Origin of the sequence: Paenarthrobacter sp. TE4293, assembly GCF_050435325.1 — a bacterium.
Lineage (GTDB): Bacteria > Actinomycetota > Actinomycetes > Actinomycetales > Micrococcaceae > Arthrobacter > Arthrobacter nitroguajacolicus_C.
Map to the genome: position 1 here is coordinate 393,595 of NZ_JBNJRY010000005.1, position 21,737 is coordinate 415,331.

Below are 21,737 nucleotides of genomic sequence, written 5' to 3' on the forward strand. Positions count from 1 at the left end.
TCGGTTCAAGAGGTTCAGGGGGTTCGGGTTCAGAGAATTTCCGCGGCGTAGTTGATGGTTGGCTTCTGCGTGCCCCGGACCAGGCCGGCCACGAAGATCAGCGGAATGCCAAGGAGGAGCCAGCGGGCCACGCCTCCCGCACCGCCGAGCAAGACGTCATAGTTGTCCAACGTCAGGTAGGCGACCACCACAAAAGCCAGGAAGGAAAGTGCGGGTGCGATCACGGTGACCCAGAGATTGTCCCTGGTCCCCGACCGGGCGAAGTAGACCAGGATCGCAGCGGAGGTCAGCAACAGGATGGAGATGAAACCTGCCGTTCCCAGTGCCACGAACCAGGCGAAGACCGTAGCGATAGGATCAGCGCCGCTCAGGAGGAAGGCACTGATCACTGCGAGGACCACCAGGGAATTGACCAAGCCGGCAAAGGAGGGCGCCCCTGCAGTGGACACCGAGGCCAGCCTGGCGGGTAGGGCACCGGCCCGGCCCAGGGCAAAAAGGTATCGGGAAAACATGTTGGACAGGCCAAGGAGCATCGCGATGAAGCTGGTGACCACCAGGACCTGCATGGCGACGCTCAGCCATGCTCCGGCGCTGGATTCGGCAAGGTCGAAGATCATCCCGGAAGGATTCTCCGTGGCCAGTGCCTGGACCCCATCGATCCCCACCGCGCCGCTGATGGCCCAGGTGGACATCATGTAGAAAACGCCGATAAAGGCAATGACGAGGTAGGCGGCCCGCGGGATGGTGCGACGTGGATTCCTGGCTTCTTCCGCGAAAACAACTGTTGCTTCGAAGCTGGTGAAGCAGGCAAAGGCGAACAGCAGTGAGATCCCCAGGCCAGGCCCGAAAATGTTCTCGCCGGTGAACCCCGCGAACGTGAAGATCCCCAGCCCGTTCCGGGCAATGAGGGAGGCCACCAGTCCTGCAACCACCAGCGTCTCGCCCAGAATGAGCACTCCCAGCACCCTCAAGCTGGCGTCCACGCCCTTCATGGTCAGGACAGTGGTCAGCGCCAGGACTGCGACGATCCAAAAATAGACCGGCAACCCAAGACCCGTCAGGCTTTCCACGAGCTGCTGGGCGAAGACCCCGAACTGTGACCACAGGCCTATTTGCAGGCTGAGATAGGTCAGGATGGCTATTCCGGCGCCGCCCGTGGCCCATGTGGTGCCTAAGCCTTTGGCGATGTAGGCAACGAACCCGCCTGCGTTGGTGATGTGGTGGCTCATCCTGAGGTATCCCACCGAAAACAGGGCTACCAGCAGTGCCGCGATGACATAGATCACCGGAGTACCGGGGCCGCTCGCGGAGAAGATGACGGGACTGGCTCCGACCACAGCGGCCATGGGGGCGGCTGCGGCAATAGCGAAGAAGGCAATGGCAACGACGCCAAGCTTGTTCGCCCTGAGCCGCACCGTGCCCGCCGGGGAACTGGCATCCTGGGGGCCGGCCATGGCCGGGATCTGACTGGGTTTGTTCATGAGGCTGTTCTTTCCGGAAGGCCATGGCTCCATCGCCACGGCGGAGGGATAGGGTGCCCTGCGGCCGTGGGGACGAATGCCCGGGCGGCGAGGCTGAAGCTGCTCTTGGCGACAGGGATGGTGATCCGGGCCACAGTTCAAACTATACGTTTGTATAGTTTGAGGTGTCAATGGGTTCGGCTCTCCGGATTTCAACGCCGCTAGACTCGCTGTATGAGCCAGGAAGCACGCAAGTTGCCCTACGGAGACGGTCGGGACGCCCTTCTGGCTGCCGTGCTGGATGTCGTGGCGGAAAAGGGCCTGCGAGGGGCGACCTACAGATCAGTCGCCGCCCGCGCCGGCGTGAACCATGCACTGGTCACGCACCACTTTGGCTCCATGGAAGGACTCCTGGCCGCAACCATGGAATGGTCCGTCCAGCGCTCCATTGAGGAGACCGGACTGTCGGGGATCGCCGACTTCGACGGGAACTTCGCCGACACACTGATCGCCACCGTCTCCGCCGAACCGGAACTTCAACTGTTCCAGTTCGAAATGATCCTCGAATCCAGGCGCAACCCGCAGATCCGCGCCATGGTTGAACGCCTCTACGCGAACTACGTCAGCACCGTAGAGGAGGCCCTGACGCGCCGCGGACTGGACACCCGGAACGAAGCCTCACTTGCCATCTTCGCCGCCCTCGACGGCCTCATGCTTCAATTCCTCACCATCAGCGACCCTAACCGGATCAAGTCCGCCGTCGCGCAGGTAGGACATCTCATCTCTGCACTCGAGGCCACCAACCGAACGACGGACAAGCCAACCGGGAATTAGGGCCCGACGCCGGGCACCCACCCAGCGCCGCCGTCGAACGCTTGTGCGGGTGTCCGCATAACGGAACTTCTGCGAGAAAACGCTTACTCGGCGCGTGACCTTGGCTAGGCTGGTGTTCGTGATCCGACACTTCCCCTCCAGCGCAGCCTCATGATTGGTGTCCTGTCAGGGTTCTTCGTTGTGTGGGCCATCATCCTGGTGGGCATGTTCGTGGGACGTCGGGAGATCCTGGGCGAAAACGCCCGGTCGGTCCTGAGTTCACTGACGTTCTTCGTGGCAAGTCCCGCCCTGCTGTTCGAGACCCTGAGCAAGGCCAAGCTGCACGACGTCTTCGCTGCACCACTTCTGGTCACCGCTGTGGGTGCCGTCCTCACCGGGCTCCTGTTCTTCCTGATCGTGAAGTTCTGGCTGAAACGGGCCCTGCCGGAGGCCCTCATGTCGTCGATGAGCGCTTCCTTGGCCAACTCAGCGAACCTCGGCATCCCCATCGCGGTCTTCGTGCTGGGCGATGCGAGTTATGTGGCACCGCTCCTGATCTTCCAACTCGCGTTCTTCACCCCTCTGTACCTGATGGCCCTCGATGCGAGCACCAGCACGCACCGCACCACTCCCCTGCGTTTCCTGTTGATGATCGTGAAGAATCCGATGATCGTGGGCTCGGCGCTGGGCCTATTGGTGGCCGGTACCGGTTTCCAGGTGCCACCACTGATCCTGGAGCCCATCCACCTGATCGGCGGAGCGGCGATTCCTGCCATGCTGATGGCGTTCGGCATGAGCCTCAACGGCTCCAGACCGCTGCAGAAGGACACCGGGCGCAGGCTGGACACATTGCTGGCCAGCGGCTTCAAGTTGGTGGTGCACCCGTTGATTGCCTATCTGTTTGCCCGCTTTGCTTTGGGGCTGGAGGGCCACGCGCTCTTCGCAGTGGTGGTGACTTCGGCGCTGCCCACTGCCCAGAACGTATTCGTCGCGGCCAACCGGTACCAAGCAGGAATCACTGTAGCCAAGGACACCGTGCTGATCACCACCATCGTGGCCGTTCCAGCCATGATCGCGGTGGCGCTGCTGCTCGCCTAGCCGCCGAAAATGACGGCGCCGGCGACGCGTTTCATCCGGCCGAGGTTCTCACTGACTGGCATCAACACTGCCAGCTGGTCGGCGCGCCGGCAGGTTTGTATATCGAATAGAGTAAGAGCATGGAACTCAGAAACGCACCACGCACAACAGCCGTTGGCCGGACACTTGCAGGCGCCGTCCTCGGCCTGTCGGCACTGCTCACGTTCTCTGCCTGCGCGGCCCCGGCCCAGGAAGCGCCGGCAGCCGACGCGGCTACGGCACCTGCAGCACCCTCGCCGGAACCGGTATGGCCGAAGGGCGAGAAAGAGGGGACGCTGGCCAACCCGTACAGCCTCGGTGAAGAGATGATCGACGGAGACTGGTCCTTGGTCATCGACAGCGTAAATCTCGATGCGAACGCAGAAATCAAGGCGATGGACAGCATCATCTCAAAAGTGGCGCCGGATGCCGGCAAAACCTGGGTAACGTTCACGGCAACGTGGAAGTACAACGGGGCAGAGCCTGCAAAAGGTGGAACCCGGTTCTCCGTCGTAAACAAGAACTGGGACGGGACCTTCGGCACTGACGACGAGTACGGGACTACATTTAACAACGTGTCAACACTGCCCAAGGGGGAGTCGAAGGCACCTCCTGCGGAGAAGGGCTTCTCCGTTACGGACAAGGTGATCCTGCAGATGCCGGTGGAGCACGCGAACACCTCGAGCATGATCGTCGCAAGTTTCAACGCCGCCGATAACAACCAGTTCCTCGTCAAGCTCAAGCAGCAGTAAGGCGGACTGAGCTCCTTCCCCGGAAGGGGCCACGGGGATTCACATGGTGCTGGGATGCCTCACCCCAATGGCGGGTTCGGACAGTTGGGTTACTCCACGTCCGCGCTGGCCAGATAGTGGTCCAGGAGCTGCGCGCAGCGAATGAAGCCCAGGTGGGAGTACGCCTGGGGATGGTTGCCCAAGTGCGTTTCGGTGCCGGGATCGTACTCTTCGGGCAGCAGGCCCGTGGGACCGAACAGTGCCACCAACTGGTTGAACAACTCCAGCGCATCGTCCAGGCGTCCGACGGCCAGGTACGCCTCGATGAGCCAGGTGGTGCAGATGTGGAAGCCGCCCTCCAAACCCGGCAGCCCGTCGTCGTACCTGTAACGGAAAACGGTGGGCCCGACGCGCAACTCACGCTCAACGGCCGTCACGGTATCCAGGAACCGCTGGTCCCGAACATCCAGCAGGCCCGAGATTCCGATGTGAAGGACCGCGGCGTCAAGGTCGGGGCTGTCATAGGCAACGGTGTAGGAACGGGCCGGCTCATCCCATCCTTCGTGGAGCACTTCCTCCCGGATGGTGTGGGCGGTGGGCGCCCAGTCCGCATGAGGTGTCCGGCCGTGCAGGTCCGCCGCCCTGAGCGCGCGGTCCAGGGTCACCCAGCACATGACCTTGGTGTACACATGGTGCCGCGGGGGCCGGCGGGCTTCCCAAATTCCATGGTCCGGCTCGTGCCAGCGGGCAAGGACTGCATGCGCCATTTGCTCCATGAGGAACCAATGCTCATCCGGCAGGAATCCGCGCCGCTCAGCAAGATCGTGGATCAGTTCTGCAATGGGCCCGAACACGTCCAACTGCACCTGGTGGTCTGCGGCATTGCCGATCCGCACCGGACGCGATCCCGCATAGCCGGGCAGGCTCTCCACAATGGCTTCCGTGGACAGCGGGGCACCGGTGACCGAATAGAGCGGGTGCAGCCACTCGGGTCCCGGGGCGTTGTCCAGGATCCGGCCCAGCCAGCCCAGGAACCCGTCGGCTTCATCCGTGGACCCCAGGGACACCAGCGAGTTCACCGTCATGGACCCATCACGCAACCAGCAATACCGGTAATCCCAGTTCCTGGTTCCTCCGATACCTTCGGGCAGGGACGTGGTGGGCGCGGCCAGCACAGCACCGGTGGGCTCATGGACGAGCGATTTGAGCACCAGCGCGGAACGCCGCACGAGGGACGTCTTGATGCTTGGCAGCTGCAGCGCCTTGACCCACTCACGCGCTGCCTGCCCGACGGCGGCACGCCGCTGGGGTTCGCCCGCCGGGTCCGGGCGTGGCGGCTCGGTGTCCCCGCAACGCAGGTTCAACACCACAGGGCCATTGGCCAAGGAAACCTCTGCTGTTGCCGTTGCGTACTTGCCGTCGCTGGTGATGGTGAAGGTGGCACCTGGTGCCGACAGGATGATGGGATCCGAGGTGCCGATGATGTGGACCTCGTGGTCGCGGATCTCCATGTTGAAGGGCGCATTGGCGTAATCCGGCCGCGGCGCGAACACGACGCGCGCCGACCCCGTCCCGGACAGCACACGGACAAGGCTGGTGATTCCTTCCGGCGCCGGCTCCAAGTAGTCAGTGACCGTGACATCGGCCCAGCGGGTCTCCACGATCATGGTGTTGTCCACATAGCGCTGGGCCAACACCTGTGAAGGCTTCACTGGTTCGACGCTGAAATGGCCGGCGGGGTCGCCACCGAGGATGTGGGCAAAGAGCGACCCCGAATCGGGCAAGGGGTGGCTCATCCAGCAAACTTTTGCGTCCGGGGTGAGCAGGGCCGTGGAACTTCCATTGCCGATCATCGAATGCCGTTCCAGCCCCACGGCATCCTCGCCGAACAGCCAAGCCCGCCGCAGCTCGAACAACAAAGCCAGCACGTGCGCAAAGGCCTCCGGGTCCGGGATGGTGTGTGCCGCCGCCGTATCCCCTGATCCGACGTGCAAGCCGAGGTCCGGTCCGCGCAAGGTAGCCAGCGCTTTCTCGTCGCTTTCGGCGTCCCCGGCGTAGAGCGCGGCGCTGACTCCGAGCCGCGCACGGAGCTGCTCCAGGGCTTGGCCCTTGGCTGGCTCCTCCACCGTCAGGTCCAGCACGGTTCCATCAATGATGAAGTAGAGCCCGAACTCGATGGCGATCTTCTGGGACGCGAAAATGACACGTTCCACCACCTCGGGTGTCGCCGGCCTGGTGTGCACGGCCAGACCGACGGGCTTCCTGACAACGCTGATGCCCTTCTCGAATCCCACGGCCTCGGTCAAGGCGGAGGCGACCTGCTGGAGCAACTGCTCCGTCGCGAGGGAGAGCGTGTATGCGTAGCCCATGTCGAACTCCACCCCGTGGGACCCCACCAGGTGAACCTCGGCCGGCAGCCGGGAGACCGCGGCCAGATCCCGCAAGGAACGCCCGGAAATAATGGCCGTGTGGGTATTGGGCAACGCGGCCAGCGCACGAAGCGCCACGGCGGCACTGTCCAGGGGCAGGGTCTCCGTGGAAACGCCCTCAGCCGCACAAAGAGTGCCGCCGTAGTTGCACGCCACCAACAAACCCGGGACACGGGCAAGGACCTTGAGCTCCGCGAACAACTGCGGGGTGATGCCATTCTCCGTGTCGGATTGAAGCGCCGTTCGGAGCAGGCCAAGCGGAAGCGATTTCATCAGCAGCGCTGAATCGGCTACTGACTGATTCAAGTGCGTAGGCATGGCGGACCCTTCCGAAGCGGATACCTACAGTCTCCGCCCGGACGGTTTCGCTTGACTACCTGGTAGATTGCGAACGCGTAAAGCTTTTCCTTGGATTTATGCGGAAGCTTGGGCGCTCACCAGGCCGGCGACTTCAGCCACGAGTTCCACGGACCGCAGGCGCTCTTCGGTGCCTATGCTCTGGTGGGCCACGATGAGTTCATCGGCATCAGCGTGCTGGGCGAACTCGTCCAGGTAATCGCGGACGACGTCCTTGGTCCCCACCGCGGAGAACTTCATCATCTGTGCGATGTGCTGGCCCTGCGGGGAATCAAGCACCATGTCCGCCTCGTCATCGGTGAACTCGCGGCCGCCGCCGAAGAACAGGGAGACGCGGGCGCGCTTCACTGCCAGGTGGATGGCCTGCGCTTCGGCGTTGCTGTCCGCGGCGGTAACGTTCACTCCCGCGATCACATGCGGCTCGGACAACTGCCCGGATGGCTTGAATTCGCGCCGGTAGATGGCCACGGCATCCTGCAGGGCAGCAGGAGCAAAGTGTGAAGCAAAGGCATAAGGAAGGCCCAACTGGGCGGCCAACTGTGCACCGAACAATGAGGAACCCAGGATGTACAGCGGCACGTTGGTGCCCTTGCCCGGCGTCGCCTCAACGCCCTGGATTCGAGTGGGTCCGGTGAGGTAGCCCTGCAGTTCCAGGACGTCCTGTGGGAACCTGTCCGAGGACGTGTGGTCGCGGCGCAGGGCGCGCATGGTGTTCTGGTCGCTGCCCGGCGCGCGTCCCAGCCCGAGGTCGATGCGTCCCGGGTGCAGGGTCTCAAGCGTGCCGAACTGCTCCGCGATGGTCAGCGGTGAGTGGTTGGGCAGCATGACACCGCCGGCGCCGAGGCGGATGGTGTTGGTGTGCGCGGCCACGTGGGCGATCAGGACACTGGTAGCCGAGGAGGCAATGGCGGACATGTTGTGGTGCTCGGCGTACCAGACACGGCGGTAGCCCAGCTCCTCGGCCTTCTGCGCCATGGCCACGCTGCCCGCGAGGCTTTCCGCCACCGTCTGGCCCTTGCCGATGGTTGCCAGGTCGAGGATGGAAAGAGGAACAGTCACGGGAAGGCCTTTCGGTACGTTTGCGTGCCTGCTTTGGTTGCCTGGCACTTAAGCGACAACGACGGCGGCACCCGGCTTATTTCTGTGAGTTGCGTCGCGCGGTGGTTGGCTCGGGCTTCCGGGGCGCTTTTGTGACCCCGTTCGACGCCCGATTAACTGCCGTGAACCCCTGTATCCCAGCGTTTCAGCGTGTTTTGACCCGCATCATGGCCTGCCGGATAGTTGCAGCCACAAGTACGCATCAGACTTCCCGATTCGGGCAAAACCAAGGAGAACAAATGGCACGTTTCGCAGCCAAATCCGGCGTGACCGCGGCCCTGGCCGCTACCGCCCTGCTGGGGCTCGCGGCTTGCTCGGACCCGGGCGCGACAGCGGCTACAGGGGCGTCAGCCTCGCAGGGACCGGCAAGCGCGAACGCTTCTTCCAGCTCGTCCACCAAGGAATTCAACCTGACGCCGCAGCAGGACCGCGTCAAGGTGTCCGTGGACTCCGCCGCGGCCGCATTGGTTCCGGACGCCATCAAAGCCGATGGCAAGCTGACCGTAGTGACCACCGGCGGCACTCCCCCGTTGAGCACGTTCGCAACGGACAACAAGACGCTCATCGGCAGCGAAGTGGACATCGCCTATGCGGTGGGCGAGAGCCTGGGCCTTCAGGTCGAGGTGTTGCCGGTGGCGTGGGCTGACTGGCCGCTGGGTGTCGAATCCGGCAAGTACGAGGCCGTCCTGTCCAACGTCACAGTCACCGAGGCGCGCAAGGAAAAGTTCGACTTCGCCACGTACCGCAACGATCTTCTGGGTTTCTACGCCAAGTCGGACGCGGACATCTCCCCCATCAAGGAAGCCAAGGACGTGGCCGGGAAGCGCATCATCGTCGGCTCGGGCACCAACCAGGAAGCCATCCTGGTCCGCTGGGACGAGGAGAACAAGAAGAACGGCTTGAAGCCGGTTGAGTTCCAGTATTACGACGACGACTCCGCCTCCCAGCTCGCCCTCCAGTCAGGACGTGCTGACCTCACGTTCGGGCCCAACGCTTCCGCCGCATACAAAGCGGCCAAGGATGGCAAGACCAAGGAAGTGGGAACACTTGAGGGTGGCTGGCCGCTGAAGGCCGAAATCGCGTTCACCACCCAGAAGGGCAACGGCTTGGCCGTGGCAGCCCAGGCTGCACTCAATACCCTCATCAAGGACGGCAACTACGCCAAGATCCTGGACCGCTGGGGGCTGTCCTCCGAGGCTATCCCCGCGTCCGAACTGAACCCGGCAGGCCTGCCCAAGAAGTAGGAACCGCTGTGGCAGGGCAGACCTGCCGACGCCGAATCCCCGCCGGACACCACCGGCGGGGATTCTTTGCGTGTCCTGTGGTTAGAAGTGGGCGGGGTCCGTGTTGGCGCCGCAGAGGATCACGGCAACGGTTTCGCCTGGCTGGGGAGTATACGCCCCCGACAGCAACGCGGCGTAGGCGGCGGCAGCACCGTGTTCCACGACGATCCGGTGCTTCTCCCAGAGGGCACAACGGGCCCCGATGATGTTCTCGTCCGTGACCAGGACGCTCCGGACTCCTGTACGGCGGGCAACTCCGAAGCCGATCTCCCCGATACGGCGGGCGCCCAGGGAGTCAGCGGCGATGCCGGAGACCGCCACATCTACGGGTTCGCCTTGGGCCAGCGCGGTGTGCAGTGTGGGAACTGTTTCCGGTTCGACGCCCACGACGCGCGCCCTGCCCTCTGCCGCCGCCGCGATGCCGCCCATCAGCCCACCGCCGCCAACAGCGACGAGGATCGTGTCGACGTCGGGCAGTTCATCCAGCAGCTCAAGCCCCACTCCGCCGGCACCGGCCACGATCTCCGGTTGGTCATAGGCGTGGCAGTAGACCGCCCCTTTCTCCTCGGCGAACCGCACTGCAGCGGCGTAGGCCTCGGCGTACTCGGCGCCGCCCTGGACCACGGTGGCGCCAATGGCGTAGAGCTTGTGGACTTTGTTCGCGGGTGCGGACTCCGGGACGAATACAGTCGCCGGGACCCCAAGTTTGGCTGCGGCGTACGCATTGGCCAAGCCTGCGTTCCCGCCGGACGCCACAACGATGCCTGCTTCAGGGTCCAGCTGCCCGTTTTCCTTCGCCGTGAGGAGCCGGTTGAAGGCACCCCGGGCTTTGAACGAGCCGGTGTGCTGCATGTATTCGCACTTGAACCACAAGTGGTACGGCTCCTGGTCGCCGCTCTCGGCCAACGGCGTGTGGCGGACCCAGCCCGCCGTCCGTGAGTACGCTGCTTCTACTTCTTCGCGTGTGACCATCGTGGCTGCACCTTTCCGTCCGTTTCATCCTATGGTTTCCGTGGGCGGCTGCAGCGCCGGTCCGCATAGGCTTGGTGGCATGTCCCTCGATTTTGTCCTTCGCCCCGCCGTTGCCTCCGACGCCGCCTGGATTGCGGAACTCCGCGCCGTGGTGATGCGCGCGGACCTCGAACGGTTGCAGCGGTTCGACCCCGTCCGCGTCCGCGAGCGCTTCCTGAACGGCTTCCAACCGGAGCACACGTACATCATCCATACCGACGGCGTGGATGCAGGTGTCATTGCCGTGCGACCGGAGCCGGACAGCCGGTGGATTGAGCATTTCTATGTGGCGCCCACCCATCAGGGCAGGGGCTTGGGAAGTGCGGTGCTCGGCCATGTCATGGGCGCTGCCATCGATGAGCGGCCCTTCCGGCTGAATGTGCTGCAGGGCAGCGCTGCCCGCACCCTGTATGAGCGGCATGGGTTTGTGCTCGAATCCGAGGACCCCGTGGATGTCTTCATGGTGGCTCCAACACCGGACAGGCCCTGACCACCGCACCACAAGTAGGGTAACCTCAGCACATTGAGGACAGCTTCCGGGGGGAACATCATGGGGAACGTTCGAGCGCGCACCAAACGGTTTTCAACGCTGTCAGCCATTGCGTTGGCCTTGGGGCTGCTGGCGACAGCCGGACCGCCTGCCACTGCAGCTTCCCAACCGACGCCGTCCATCGACGGCGTCCCTTATGTGGGTGCCGAAATGCGCCGCCAGTACAACTACGACTACTACGGCTGCCGGAACCCGGACGGCTCGGGCGATGGCATAAAGCTGGAATGGCTGCGCAACGGGGTGCCGCTTCCCGCAGGTCGGCAAGGGGATACCCTGCGCATCCTCCCCGAGGACCAGGGAAGCCGCATCTCACTGCGGGTTTACCCGATCACGCCGGGTGAACCCGGGTGCCCCACAGGTACGCAGCTGAGCGCCGAAACGCGGCCCATCAAAGCCTCCAACAGGGCCATGGGCTGGACTGGGCGCGGTAATTTCGAACCACTCGCCCGCACGGACGACGGCCGGCTCATCCTGTACCCGCGGACCTACACGTATTCCAAGGGTGCCTGCGAGGGGGCCTGCCCGACATACCGGGGCACATGGGATGAGCCCGTGCAGGTGGGCCAAGGGTGGAACATCTTCACGATCGTCTTCTCACCGGGCGATTTCGACGGAGATGGCTTCAACGACCTTTTGGCAACGGATAGTGCAGGCCGGCTCTTCCTCTACCCCGGCGATGGGGAGGGTGGATGGCTCGCCCGGCAGCAGGTAGGCCAGGGGTGGAACGTCTTCAACGCCATCGTGGGCCCGGGCGATTTCAACGGGGACGGCACCAACGACGTCCTGGCACGCAACGCCGCCGGAGATCTCTACCTGTATCCCGGCGACGGCGAGGGCGGTTGGCTCTCTCCCAGCAAGGTTGGCCAGGGCTGGCAGGTCATGAACAAGATCATCACTGCCGGTGACATGAACGGCGACGGCCCCGTGGAAATCTACGCCCGGGACCCAGGCGGGCGCCTGTTCCTGTACCCGGCCAACGGGACGGGCGGATGGAACCAGTCATCGCTGATCAGCAGTGGCTGGGGTGCCTTTTCTGACATCGCCGGCCTGGGAAGCTTCGGCCATTCCCGATACAACGACCTCGCTGCGATCAACGGAAACGGGGATCTGGTCACCTATTCCAGCGGCGCATCCACCGCCGTCCTCTGGGGACCATACGGGCCCATCGGCCAAGGATGGAATGTGTTCAGGGAACTGCTCTAGCCGGGATAGCTAGAGCGGCTGCCCCAGCACCGTCAACTGCAGGCGGACGGTGTCCCGCGAAACGTCGACGACGGCGGCACCCGACCCGCCGTCGTCGGGCGCACTGCCGCGCTGGCCCGGCGTGAAGCCGAACCAGCGCTGGAAGAGCTGCAGCAGGCGGTGCGTGCCCATCAGACCTTGACCGACTCTTCGGACCGCACCGGCGTCTCCAGTCCCAGATTTTCCCGCAGCGTGGTGCCGCGGTATTCCGTGGGGTAGACGCCGCGTTCCTGGAGTTCGGGCACCAGGTGGTTCACGATGTCATCCAGGCCGGTGGGGACCAACCATGGCGAGATGTTGAAGCCGTCAACGGCGCCAACGCGGGCGTATTCCGCCAGGTGGTCCGCTACCGCCGTGTAGGAACCGGTGAAGGTGGCGTCGATGCGTGCCGTCTTGGAGGTGACGAACTGGCGGATGGACAGGCCCTTGTCCTTGGCCTCGGCCCTCCACTGATCGGCGAGCTGCCGGGCCTTGGCACCATGGAAGCCACTGCCGCGCGTCTCGGAGGTTTCCTCCACAACGGGATCGATCTCCGGAAGGGGTCCATCGGGGTCGTAGGAAGAGAGCTCACGGCCCCAGAACTGCTCCAGGTAGGCAATGGCCTGCTGCGGTCCGATCTGCAGGCTGCGGACCCAGGCCTTCTTGTCCTGCGCTTCCTGGTCCGTGGCGGCGAGGATGAACTCGCTGGCAGGCATGATCTGCACGGCGTTGGCACCGCGGCCGGCTGCCACGGAGCGCGCAACAATGTCGCGGCGGAATTCCACGGCGTTGTCGAACTTCGGGTGGGCGGAGAAGATCACGTCGGCTTGGCGGGCAGCGAAGTCGCGGCCTTCAGGTGAGTCACCGGCCTGGAACAGAACTGGACGGTACTGGGCGCTGCGGGGCAACAACGGGGTGACGTCAACGGTGTAGTGCTGTCCTTCGTGAAGGACCCTCCGCGCCGGACCGGTGGAGGTTTCCCACGAGTCCCAGATGCGCTTGGCCGTCTCGACAAAGGCTTCTGCGTGCTTGTAACGGTCAGCATGGTCCAGGTAGCCGCCACGGCGGAAGTTCGCTCCGGTCCAGGCGTTGTCCGTGGTGACGATGTTCCAGGCAGCGCGGCCACCGGAGATCAGGTCCAGCGATGACAACCGGTGCGCGAGGTCCGCGGGATCGTTGTACGTGGTGTTCTGGGTTGCCACCAGGCCGATGTTCGTGGTCACGGCAGCGAGCGCGGCCAACATGGTCTGCGCGTCCGGACGGCCCACCACGTCCAAGGCGTGCGGACGTCCGAGGTGCTCGCGGAGACGCAGGCCCTCACCTAGGAAGAAAGCAGCGAACTTGCCGCGCTCTGCGGTCTGGACGAGCCGGCGGAACGACTCGAAGTCAGTCTGCGAGCCGGATTCCGGGGCCTTCCAGATGGTGCCGGAGTTGACGCCCTGGAAGAAGATGCCGAACTGGATCTGGCCGGTCGGCTGGAAAATATCGCGGGTCATGGTGTTCCTTTACTTTCCTGCGCCGGAAGCGGTGGTTTCATAGCGGTTCTCCGCTGGGGCGAGGCCCAGCAGCTCACGGAACGTACCGTCCTGGATCGGTGCCCGCAGCGAACCGCGGCGGCGCAGTTCCGGCAGGACAAGCCGTGAGAGTTCGTCCAACTCCGCATCAAAAACAGCCGGGTGCAAACGAACGCCGTCGGCCTCCTGGAGCAGGGCGTCGAGCAGTTCAGTCAGATCTGCCGGCGAGCCAACAAACCGAGCACGGCCGTTTGCGGCCAGGGTCCCGGCCCGCGAAACCGCAGCTTCGCCGCGCGCGTCCAGGACGACGTCGAGCTCTGCCACAACCGCTACGGACGCACCCAGCCGGGCACGCACGTCGCGGACCTCGGCGGCGAGCAGTTCCGGTGTAGGCGCGGACACCAGCACAGCGTCAACGGCATCGGCCGGAACCGCACCCCCGCCCACCAGTGATGCCGCGGCCAGCACCGGCAGCTGTCCCTGCAGCGGCCTCGGGATGATGGACGGCCCCTTCACGGAATAGCCGGGACCGGAGAAATCGGAGGGTGTTTCAAAGTCCGCGTAGTGCAGCTTGTCGACGTCGATGTACCTGCCGGTGGCGACGTCGCGGATCACGGCGTCGTCTTCCCAGGAGTCCCACAGCCGACGGCCCACTTCGATGGAAGCGGCGGCTTCCTGTGCCAGGGCGGCACCAACAACGGAAGAGCGTCCGACGGCGGCAGCGGCCTCGGGCGACTCGGCGGCGGTCACGATCCACCCGGCACGGCCTCCGGACACGTAGTCCAGGCTCGCGAGCTGCGTGGAAATGTGGAAGGGCTCCGTGTAGACGGTGTCCACCTCGGGGACCACGGCAATGGTCCGGGTGACGGGACCGGCGAAGGCTGCGCGCTGCAGGGCGTTGGTGCGGCCGGGAACCCGTCCATCCGCGAAGGTTGCCACGTGGAAACCAGCGGACTCGGCGGCGAGGACGGCGGCTGCAAGGTTCTCATAGCCTGCGCCGTCGAGTTCAATGGCCAGGAATCCGGCCTTCTTTTCTTCGGAGGAGCTCACTTCTGGTCCTGACGTTCGTAGGGAGTCTTTTCGCCGGCTTCGATGGCCACGGGCAGACGGTTTTCGGCGGGAGGCAGCGGGCAGGTCGCGAGGTCCGTGTAGGCGCACGGCAGATTCACTGCGCGGTTGAAGTCGAGCTGCACTGAGCCGTCAGCCGCGGGAACCACGGACAGCGAGCGGTTTGCCGCGTACGTGGTCTTGCCCGAGGTCTGGTCGGTGAACAGTACAGACAACGAGCCCGGGGCGTGGCCGTTGAACGCGGTCAGCGCGAGTTCCTCGCCGGCCAGCTTGAAGCGGATCTCACCCGGTGCCTCGTACACGTGCTGGATACCCTCGACGGCGGCACCCACCGTAGTGGGACGGGGAGCCTCGAACGGCACAAACGTACCGGCCACCGCGAACGCAGCGTTCGGGGTGTAGGCGGGTGTTCCCTGGTACTCCTGCAACAGTTGGTTCTGCGGATTCCGCGGCCGAACAATGTACTCGCCGCCGCGCTTGGCCACCTCGATCACGGTGTCGCCCGAGACCAGGTTGATGCCGCCGCGTTCTTCGATGGGCCCGAACTCCAGCGGCTCCCCGCTGTTGAGTTCCACGCCGTCCTGCTGCAGGCTTTCGCCGGGCTCCAGGACAACACGCACGACGTCGGCGTCCGTGCTCCACGTGCCCGGCGCACCTTCCAGCCGGGTCGCTTCGTTGCTGAGCCAATGCAGGTGGGTCACGGCGAGGAAGCCGTGCGGGTGGGCGCGGTGACGCTCGTGGGCGTCATGCCATTCCTGCCATTCCTCGTCGAAGGATTCCAGGGCTGTTTCGGTGTGCGTCGCGCTGTTAGTGTGCAAAGACATGGGCGTTATCCGTCCTGTTCAAGGCGTGGTCTGCGGTCACTGCTGCTGCGGCGTCCGGTTCGGTGGCTCCGGCAAATTCGGGTCGGCCACCGAAAGGGTCTTCGGCTTCCCACAAAGTGGTGGGCGCGGCAGCACGGACGGCTGGAATGACGTCCAGGGCAAAGCGCTCCAGGATGTCCAGCTGTTGACCGAAAGGCAGGGTAGTGGGCAAGGAGATCGACTGAAGGTCGTGGCTGTACAGCGAGTGGTAGCTGAGGATCTTGTCGATGACCTGCTCCGGGCTGCCAACCAGTGCCGGCCCCTCGGCAACGGCATGCTGGATGTCCCGGAACGGTGAGTTGTTGCCGGGGACGTTGCGCCCGGCGGTCAGACCCTCGTACACCGGTCCGTACTGGCGGATGGCTTCCTGCGTGGTGTCCGCGATGAACACACCGCCGGCGCCACTGCCCGAGCCGATGTACTGGTGCCGCGGATCGTGCCCGTGCCGCTCGTATTTCGCGCGGTAGTGGTCGATCAGGACTTTGTAGTTCTCCCGTGGCTGGATGGCGTTGGCCGTGAACAGCGGGTCACCCCACTTGGCCGCGAGCGCAGCGGACGTCAGGGTTGTAGCCGAGCCGTGCCAAATCCGGGGCGACCCCGCAAAGGGGCGGGGCGTCGTCGTGGTTGGTTCGGTGAGCGCGGGCCTGAAGCGACCCGACCACGTGACGCTTTCCTTGCGCCAGAGCGTGCGCAGCAGCGCGTATTTCTCGGCGAGCAGGTCCCATTGGTCGTCCAGGGACAGGCCAAACAGCGGATACTGCAGGACTTCGTTGCCTTTGCCGATCACGAGCTCCAGGCGGCCACGGCTCAGCTGGTCGATGGTGGCGTAGTCCTCGGCAACCCGTACGGGGTCCAGCACGGAGAGCACGGTGACGCCGGTCTGCAGGCGGATGCGGCTCGTGACGGCGGCAATCGCGGAGAGGACCGTCGTCGGGGAGGACGAGACGAACTCGCCGGCGTGACGTTCCCCCACGGAGAAGCTGTCGACACCGAGTTCCTCGGCACGGCGGGCCGTCTCCACCACCTGGTTCAGCCGGTCGGCGGTGGAAACGATCTCCCCCGTCACCGGGTTCTTCAGGTGGGGAATGATATCCAGGACTTGGAACTTCATTTGCCGGTACCAAAAGTCGCTTCGGTGACGGTTTTGGATTCCGGCAGGGCTTCCTCGGAGAGGCCCCAGCGTTCCAGGACCTTGCCGTAGGAGCCGTCCTTGATGGTGGAGTTCAGGGCGTCGGTGATGGCCGGGGCCAAACCATTGCCCTTGAGCGTGGTGGCAGCCACCAGGGTCTCCGCGGGCCATCCGGCGTTGACCTTGCCCACTACTTTGAGGTCATCACGGGTGTTCTCGCGGTACGTCACGGACGGGTAGGGTGCCAGGTTCAGATCGGTGCGGCCCGAGGAAAGCGCCAGGATGGTGTCGGCGTCCGAGGAGTAGTACTGCAGCGTGGCCGGCGCCTTGCCCTTGGCCTCGAGCTCCTTGTTCCACGCCAGCAGGATCTTCTCCTGGTTGGTTCCCGAGCCCACCGAGATCTTCAGGCCGGAAATGTCGTCCGAACCCTTGATGTCGTAACTGGAGCTCTTCTTCGCTTCGAAGCCCATGTACGCGGCGCGGTAGGTGGAGAAGTCGAACAGCTTCACGCGTGCGGCGTTGATGCCCACATTGGAGAAAACGGCTTCGAAGTCACCGGACTGGGTCTTGAGCGGCCAGTTCTCCCACGACGTCACCTGGAGGTCCAGTTCCAGCCCCAGCTTGTCAGCCACGAGCTGGGCGATGTCCACCTCCACACCGATCGGCGTCTTGTCATCCGTGGCGTGGAAGGACAGCGGGATGGAACCGGCGGTGGTAGCCACCGTCAGTTTGCCGTCCTTCGCGATCGCTGCGGGGACGGCGGCTGCGGCAGCTGCGTCCTTCTCGCCGCGGATACGGTTCTGGTCAACGGAGGTGTTGTAGACAACGCCGTTCTTGGCAGCTTCCGATTCCGGCTTGGCTGCCGACGCTCCAGGATCGGAGCACCCGGCCAGCACAGGAAGCACGACGGCGGGAAGTACTGCGAGCGCCAGGAGCCTGCTTTTGATGGGGCGCAGTTTTGTTTCCTTAACGGCGAAGCCGTGGGTCTTGCGAAGCATGGGGGTGTCCTAGATGTTGAAAGCTGGTTCGATGACTTTGGAGAAGAAGCTGCGGGTGCGTTCCTCGCGGGGGTTGGCGAAGATGTCCTGCGGGGTGCCCGACTCGACGATCTGGCCTTGGTCCATGAAAACCACCGTGTCCGCGACGTCCCGCGCAAAGCCCATTTCGTGCGTCACCACGATCAGCGTGGTGCCGGACTTGGCGAGTTCACGGATGACGTCCAGGACCTCATTGACGAGTTCCGGGTCCAAGGCTGACGTGGGCTCGTCGAAGAGCAGGATCTTCGGATCCAGTGCCAGCGCGCGGGCAATGGCCACGCGCTGCTGCTGGCCGCCGGAAAGCTGGCGCGGGTAGGCGTCGGCGCGATCCTTCAAGCCCACCCGGTCCAGGAGCTCCAAACCCCGTTTCCGGGCTTCGGCCTTGGAACGCTTCTGGGCCACGATCGGCGCTTCGATGACGTTCTCCAGGGCGGTGAGGTGCGGGAACAGGTTGAAACTCTGGAACACCATGCCAATGTGGGTGCGCTGCTTGAGGATGTCTTTCTCGCGCAGCTCATGGAGCTTGTTGCCGCGCACCTCGTAGCCCACCAGTTCGCCGTCGATGGTGATGTAGCCGCCGTCGACTTTTTCCAGGTGGTTGATGGTGCGCAGCAGGGTCGACTTCCCCGAACCGGATGGCCCGACGATCACCGCGACGCCGCCCGGTGGAACGGACAGGGTCACGCCCTTGAGGACCTCCGTGGCGCCGAAGGACTTCCGAACGTTGGTGATGTCCACCTGGCCGCGGGTGGCCGCCGGGGCTGTGCCGGCCGGGGCTGTGCCGGCCGAATCGCGGGCCGAAGCGTCAGCGCCAGGCTGTGCCGCCGTCGGGCCTTCTTCCCGGGTGGGTTCTTTGCGTGCAGCAATGATGCTCATCGGGCGTCCTTGGTGGGAGAGGCAGCAACGTGGGTGGTGAAGAACTTGCGGGCCTTCTGCAACGGGGTGAGCGGAAGGGTCCGCAGGGCGCCCTTGGAGAAGTGGCGTTCGATGTAGTACTGGAAAACGCTGAGCACCGAGGTGATCACGACGTACCAGAGCGTGGCCACGAGGAGCAGCGGCAGCACCTGCTGGGTCCGGTTGTAGATGACCTGGACCGTGTAGAAGAGCTCGGAGTAGGCCAGGACGTAGACGATCGAGGTGCCCTTGACCAGGCCGATGATCTCGTTGAACGCATTGGGCAGGATGGCCCGCATCGCCTGCGGCAGCACGATCCTGGTGGAGCGCTTCCACGCAGGGATGCCCAAGGCGGAGGCAGCTTCGAGCTGGCCTTGGTCCACGGAGAGAATGCCTCCACGGATGATCTCCGCGGAGTAGGCAGCCTGGTTCAACGTGAGGCCGAGGACCGCCGCAGCGAACTGGCTGATGAGCGTGGTGGTCTGGGCCTCGAAGAAGCGGACGTCCGTGAACGGAATGCCCAGGCTGATCTTCTCGTACAGATACCCCAGGTTGTACCAGAGCAGGAGCTGGACCAGCAGCGGTGTGGAGCGGAAAATCCAGGAGAACGTCCAGGACACCGAGACCAGCAGCGGCGAAGCTGACAGGCGCATGAGGGCCAGGACGAAACCGAGGACAAACCCCAGGACACCGGAGATCGCCGTGAGCTTGAGGGTCTCGATGAGTCCGTTGACTACCGACTGGGCGGTGAACCACTGGGCCACCACGCCCCACTCCCAGCGGGGGTTGGTGACCAGCGACCACGCGATGGCCGCTACGCCGGCGGCAACCAGGACGGTCCCCACCCATCGCCACGGGTGGCGGGCCGGGACCAGCTTGTACTCGGAGTAGTCCGGGGTGGGCGGTGCAGTTTCCGCCGTGGCAGGCGGTGCGATTGCACTCATGCGCCACCTCATTTCAGATCGGTTGTTGTCTATCGGATGGCTGCCAATCTAGGGGCGCGCCAAACCCGGCAGCAAGGCGGGAATTTGCACTTCTTCACTGGACTTCGCGCGGCTTCGCTGGAGTTCGCACGGCGTCACAATCGACGTCATCAGGCGCCATATGCGTCCCTTCTTTGCGCGCCTTAACGTGGCGTGACGTGTGGTGAACGGCCGTTACCGCCGCCTCGACCGGGAGCCTGCTTCGTCCTTAGATTGGGCATCACCAACCACTGTTTTCCAGGAGAATCCCATGCCGTCACGAGTTCCAGCCATCGCCTTCATTGGCGGCGGCCCGCGCACGGCCGGCGTCCTGGAACGGCTGGCAGCCAACCGCCCCGTTTTGTTTACCGGGCCTGTGGAAATCCACGTCATAGAGCCACACGAGCCGGGCTCCGGAAGGATCTGGCGCTACGACCAGAGCCCTGGCCTGCTGCTGAACTCCACCGCAGCTGACGTCACCATGTTCACGGACGCCTCTGTAGCCTGCGACGGCCCGTCGGTGGAGGGGCCGGGATTGTCCACGTGGGCGGCGGGAGTGCTGGACGGCAGCATCCGTGACGTCCCCCCGTTGGAGCCGCACCTGCTCGAACAGCTCCGCTCGCTGACTCCGGGGTCGTTTCCCACCCGGCAGCTCCAGAGCAAGTACCTTGAATGGTTCTTCGGCCGGGCTGTCAACGCTTTGGGCGCCGACGCGACGGTCACCGTGCATCGGGACACAGCCACCGCCGTCGAATCCGTTTCCCACGATGGCGCCGCCCACCGCGTGCGGCTGGCATCCGGCGCCGAGGTGGTGGCCGACGTCGTGGTCTACGCGCTGGGCCACACCGATTCTGTTCCCGACCCCGAATCCGCCCGGCTCACCGGGTTCGCCGCCCGGCACGGCGGGTTCCATGCGCCGCCGTCGTACACCACGGACGTGGACTACTCCGCGATCGAGGCGGGCCAGGACGTGATCGTCTCCGGCATGGGCTTGGCCTTCGTGGACCTGCTGGTGCTGCTGTTCGAGGGCCGCGGCGGCCGCTTCGACGAAAGGCCCGACGGCGAACTGGACTATGTGCCGTCCGGCGCCGAACCGCGGGTCTGGGCAGGGTCCCGGCGCGGTGTGCCCTTCCACTCCAAGATCTCCTCCGTCCTTCGCGGCGAGCCGATCGCCCGGCCCAGATACTTCACCGCCGAGACCATCGATGCACTCCTGGCCGAGCACCAGGAACTGGATTTCCGCAAACACCTGTGGCCTTTGATCGCCAAGGACGCCGGCTACGCCTACTACCGCGAGCTCTTCACCGGCTACCCGTCGCGGGTGCTGGGGACCTGGACCAGCTTCGAGTCACGCTTCGACGCCGTTGATTGGTACAGCGCTGCCCGGGAAGAGCTGGTGGGGTTCTCCGTGCCGGACCCCGCCCTGCGCCTTGACCTCGAAAAGCTCGACCATCCCCTGAGCGGCTGCGCGTTCGCCGACCACGACTCCGTGCAGCGCTCGGTGGCCGCGTATATCCAACGCGACCTTGACCTGCGCACCAGTCCCGACCACTCCGAGACGCTCGCCCTGTTCACCGCCTTGCTGTTCGTGTACATGGACCTGGGCAGGCTGGTCCCCCAGGAACGGCTCAACGCCCGCTCCCAGCAAGCGGTTCACGGATGGTGGCACGGGTTCTTCAGCTTCGTCGACTCCGGGCCGCCGTCCCACCGCCTCCGCGAAATGCTGGCATTGCACCGGGCCGGATTCCTGAAGTTCCTGGGTCCCGGAATGTGGGTCCGTGCCGATGATGCCATAGGCAGGTTCGTGGCCGGTTCGTTCCAATCGCCCGTGGTGGTGGACGCCGCCGCGTACATTGAGGCACGGCTGCCGTCCGCGTCGGTGGAACGGTCCGCGAATCGCGCGTTGTCGGACCTGCACGACGCCGGATGGGGAACCGAACAAAGGCTCCTCACCTCCGAGGGCGCCCACTCGACCGGAAAGCTCCTGGTCTCCAAGAATCACGAGGTCCTATCCCCTGTTGGTACTCCTCAGAGGGGTTTGTTCGCGGTAGGCCCGTGGACGTCCGGGTGGGGTGCAGGGGCTTTCGCGCGGCCCAACACCAACGCAGCACCCTTCCGGGAGAACGACGCCCTCGCGCGGAGGATCCTGGAGACCCTGACCACCACCCGTGAACTTACCGGCGCCCTACGAAAGGCCTGAC

General features: G+C 64.6%; 19 protein-coding genes. 7 read left to right on the forward strand and 12 right to left on the reverse strand.

Features of this window, described 5'->3' with window-relative positions:
• Positions 1 to 29: 29 nt before the first annotated feature.
• On the reverse strand, positions 30 to 1,481 hold the full coding sequence (locus tag QF015_RS12975; protein ID WP_429389473.1) for an APC family permease: 1,452 nt from the start codon (positions 1,479 to 1,481) through the stop codon (positions 30 to 32).
• A gap of 213 nt (positions 1,482 to 1,694) precedes the next feature.
• Between QF015_RS12975 and QF015_RS12980 the strand changes: the two genes are divergently transcribed.
• The 3 genes from QF015_RS12980 to QF015_RS12990 all read left to right on the forward strand — a co-directional run bounded on the left by QF015_RS12980 (position 1,695) and on the right by QF015_RS12990 (position 4,141).
• The gene (locus tag QF015_RS12980; protein ID WP_310211202.1) at positions 1,695 to 2,294 is read left to right on the forward strand and encodes a TetR/AcrR family transcriptional regulator; all 600 of its coding nucleotides are present in this window, start codon (positions 1,695 to 1,697) and stop codon (positions 2,292 to 2,294) included.
• A gap of 150 nt (positions 2,295 to 2,444) precedes the next feature.
• Complete coding sequence (locus QF015_RS12985) at positions 2,445 to 3,371, forward strand: AEC family transporter (RefSeq protein ID WP_310211205.1); 927 nt, start codon at positions 2,445 to 2,447, stop codon at positions 3,369 to 3,371.
• A 119-nt stretch (positions 3,372 to 3,490) separates the two neighbouring features.
• On the forward strand, positions 3,491 to 4,141 hold the full coding sequence (locus QF015_RS12990; protein WP_429389476.1) for a hypothetical protein: 651 nt from the start codon (positions 3,491 to 3,493) through the stop codon (positions 4,139 to 4,141).
• A gap of 89 nt (positions 4,142 to 4,230) precedes the next feature.
• On the opposite strand, the gene QF015_RS12995 is transcribed toward QF015_RS12990, so the two are convergent.
• Both QF015_RS12995 and QF015_RS13000 read right to left on the reverse strand, forming a co-directional pair.
• Complete coding sequence (locus QF015_RS12995; protein WP_429389477.1) at positions 4,231 to 6,867, reverse strand: trehalase-like domain-containing protein; 2,637 nt, start codon at positions 6,865 to 6,867, stop codon at positions 4,231 to 4,233.
• Positions 6,868 to 6,963: 96 nt separating this feature from the next.
• Positions 6,964 to 7,965 carry an LLM class flavin-dependent oxidoreductase gene (locus QF015_RS13000; protein WP_429389479.1) on the reverse strand — a complete coding sequence of 334 codons (1,002 nt, stop codon included), beginning with the start codon at positions 7,963 to 7,965 and terminating at the stop codon, positions 6,964 to 6,966.
• Positions 7,966 to 8,243: 278 nt separating this feature from the next.
• Here QF015_RS13000 and QF015_RS13005 point away from each other — a divergent pair, with 278 nt between their 5' ends.
• Positions 8,244 to 9,248 carry an ABC transporter substrate-binding protein gene (locus QF015_RS13005; protein ID WP_310211219.1) on the forward strand — a complete coding sequence of 335 codons (1,005 nt, stop codon included), beginning with the start codon at positions 8,244 to 8,246 and terminating at the stop codon, positions 9,246 to 9,248.
• Positions 9,249 to 9,329: 81 nt separating this feature from the next.
• Here the strand turns inward: QF015_RS13005 and QF015_RS13010 are convergent, their stop codons facing one another.
• Positions 9,330 to 10,259 carry a threonine/serine dehydratase gene (locus tag QF015_RS13010; RefSeq protein WP_429389481.1) on the reverse strand — a complete coding sequence of 310 codons (930 nt, stop codon included), beginning with the start codon at positions 10,257 to 10,259 and terminating at the stop codon, positions 9,330 to 9,332.
• 79 nt (positions 10,260 to 10,338) lie between these two features.
• Here QF015_RS13010 and QF015_RS13015 point away from each other — a divergent pair, with 79 nt between their 5' ends.
• Positions 10,339 to 10,788: a GNAT family N-acetyltransferase gene (locus QF015_RS13015; RefSeq protein WP_429389483.1), complete on the forward strand. Its 450-nt coding sequence runs from the start codon at positions 10,339 to 10,341 to the stop codon at positions 10,786 to 10,788.
• Positions 10,789 to 10,848: 60 nt separating this feature from the next.
• Entirely contained in the window at positions 10,849 to 12,051 is a 1,203-nt protein-coding gene (locus tag QF015_RS13020) for an FG-GAP repeat domain-containing protein (protein ID WP_429389485.1), read from the forward strand.
• Positions 12,052 to 12,060: 9 nt separating this feature from the next.
• Here the strand turns inward: QF015_RS13020 and QF015_RS13025 are convergent, their stop codons facing one another.
• From QF015_RS13025 to QF015_RS13060, 8 genes are read right to left on the reverse strand one after another with little or no spacing between them, the layout of a single operon-like run.
• On the reverse strand, positions 12,061 to 12,222 hold the full coding sequence (locus tag QF015_RS13025) for a hypothetical protein (protein WP_310211230.1): 162 nt from the start codon (positions 12,220 to 12,222) through the stop codon (positions 12,061 to 12,063).
• Positions 12,222 to 13,565 carry an NtaA/DmoA family FMN-dependent monooxygenase gene (locus QF015_RS13030; RefSeq protein ID WP_310211233.1) on the reverse strand — a complete coding sequence of 448 codons (1,344 nt, stop codon included), beginning with the start codon at positions 13,563 to 13,565 and terminating at the stop codon, positions 12,222 to 12,224. Before QF015_RS13030 ends, QF015_RS13025 begins: the two co-directional genes overlap by 1 nt.
• Before the next feature lie 9 nt (positions 13,566 to 13,574).
• Complete coding sequence (locus QF015_RS13035) at positions 13,575 to 14,633, reverse strand: LLM class flavin-dependent oxidoreductase (protein WP_429389488.1); 1,059 nt, start codon at positions 14,631 to 14,633, stop codon at positions 13,575 to 13,577.
• A complete protein-coding gene (locus QF015_RS13040; protein ID WP_310211238.1) occupies positions 14,630 to 15,475 on the reverse strand; it encodes a DUF1684 domain-containing protein in 846 nt (281 codons plus the stop codon). The genes QF015_RS13035 and QF015_RS13040 overlap by 4 nt, the downstream gene beginning before the upstream one ends.
• Positions 15,459 to 16,625, reverse strand: a complete 1,167-nt coding sequence (locus QF015_RS13045; protein WP_429389490.1) for an LLM class flavin-dependent oxidoreductase — start codon at positions 16,623 to 16,625, stop codon at positions 15,459 to 15,461. Before QF015_RS13045 ends, QF015_RS13040 begins: the two co-directional genes overlap by 17 nt.
• Entirely contained in the window at positions 16,622 to 17,641 is a 1,020-nt protein-coding gene (locus tag QF015_RS13050) for an ABC transporter substrate-binding protein (protein WP_429389492.1), read from the reverse strand. Before QF015_RS13050 ends, QF015_RS13045 begins: the two co-directional genes overlap by 4 nt.
• 9 nt (positions 17,642 to 17,650) lie before the next feature.
• Complete coding sequence (locus QF015_RS13055) at positions 17,651 to 18,556, reverse strand: amino acid ABC transporter ATP-binding protein (RefSeq protein ID WP_429389494.1); 906 nt, start codon at positions 18,554 to 18,556, stop codon at positions 17,651 to 17,653.
• The gene (locus QF015_RS13060; RefSeq protein ID WP_310211250.1) at positions 18,553 to 19,518 is read right to left on the reverse strand and encodes an amino acid ABC transporter permease; all 966 of its coding nucleotides are present in this window, start codon (positions 19,516 to 19,518) and stop codon (positions 18,553 to 18,555) included. Before QF015_RS13060 ends, QF015_RS13055 begins: the two co-directional genes overlap by 4 nt.
• Positions 19,519 to 19,807: 289 nt before the next feature.
• Here QF015_RS13060 and QF015_RS13065 point away from each other — a divergent pair, with 289 nt between their 5' ends.
• A complete protein-coding gene (locus tag QF015_RS13065; RefSeq protein ID WP_429389496.1) occupies positions 19,808 to 21,736 on the forward strand; it encodes an FAD/NAD(P)-binding protein in 1,929 nt (642 codons plus the stop codon).
• Position 21,737 lies beyond the last annotated feature (1 nt).

What these genes read in the sequence shown, in the direction of transcription:
- QF015_RS13050 (WP_429389492.1), bottom strand. Translation starts at nt 17,641, where the DNA reads ATGCTTCGCAAGACCCACGGCTTCGCCGTTAAGGAAACAAAACTGCGC.
- QF015_RS12990 (WP_429389476.1), top strand. Translation starts at nt 3,491, where the DNA reads ATGGAACTCAGAAACGCACCACGCACAACAGCCGTTGGCCGGACACTT.
- QF015_RS12975 (WP_429389473.1), bottom strand. Translation starts at nt 1,481, where the DNA reads ATGAACAAACCCAGTCAGATCCCGGCCATGGCCGGCCCCCAGGATGCC.
- QF015_RS13060 (WP_310211250.1), bottom strand. Translation starts at nt 19,518, where the DNA reads ATGAGTGCAATCGCACCGCCTGCCACGGCGGAAACTGCACCGCCCACC.
- QF015_RS13010 (WP_429389481.1), bottom strand. Translation starts at nt 10,259, where the DNA reads ATGGTCACACGCGAAGAAGTAGAAGCAGCGTACTCACGGACGGCGGGC.
- QF015_RS13065 (WP_429389496.1), top strand. Translation starts at nt 19,808, where the DNA reads ATGCCGTCACGAGTTCCAGCCATCGCCTTCATTGGCGGCGGCCCGCGC.
- QF015_RS12980 (WP_310211202.1), top strand. Translation starts at nt 1,695, where the DNA reads ATGAGCCAGGAAGCACGCAAGTTGCCCTACGGAGACGGTCGGGACGCC.
- QF015_RS13020 (WP_429389485.1), top strand. Translation starts at nt 10,849, where the DNA reads ATGGGGAACGTTCGAGCGCGCACCAAACGGTTTTCAACGCTGTCAGCC.
- QF015_RS13055 (WP_429389494.1), bottom strand. Translation starts at nt 18,556, where the DNA reads ATGAGCATCATTGCTGCACGCAAAGAACCCACCCGGGAAGAAGGCCCG.
- QF015_RS13045 (WP_429389490.1), bottom strand. Translation starts at nt 16,625, where the DNA reads ATGAAGTTCCAAGTCCTGGATATCATTCCCCACCTGAAGAACCCGGTG.
- QF015_RS12995 (WP_429389477.1), bottom strand. Translation starts at nt 6,867, where the DNA reads ATGCCTACGCACTTGAATCAGTCAGTAGCCGATTCAGCGCTGCTGATG.
- QF015_RS12985 (WP_310211205.1), top strand. Translation starts at nt 2,445, where the DNA reads ATGATTGGTGTCCTGTCAGGGTTCTTCGTTGTGTGGGCCATCATCCTG.
- QF015_RS13025 (WP_310211230.1), bottom strand. Translation starts at nt 12,222, where the DNA reads ATGGGCACGCACCGCCTGCTGCAGCTCTTCCAGCGCTGGTTCGGCTTC.
- QF015_RS13015 (WP_429389483.1), top strand. Translation starts at nt 10,339, where the DNA reads ATGTCCCTCGATTTTGTCCTTCGCCCCGCCGTTGCCTCCGACGCCGCC.
- QF015_RS13040 (WP_310211238.1), bottom strand. Translation starts at nt 15,475, where the DNA reads ATGTCTTTGCACACTAACAGCGCGACGCACACCGAAACAGCCCTGGAA.
- QF015_RS13030 (WP_310211233.1), bottom strand. Translation starts at nt 13,565, where the DNA reads ATGACCCGCGATATTTTCCAGCCGACCGGCCAGATCCAGTTCGGCATC.
- QF015_RS13005 (WP_310211219.1), top strand. Translation starts at nt 8,244, where the DNA reads ATGGCACGTTTCGCAGCCAAATCCGGCGTGACCGCGGCCCTGGCCGCT.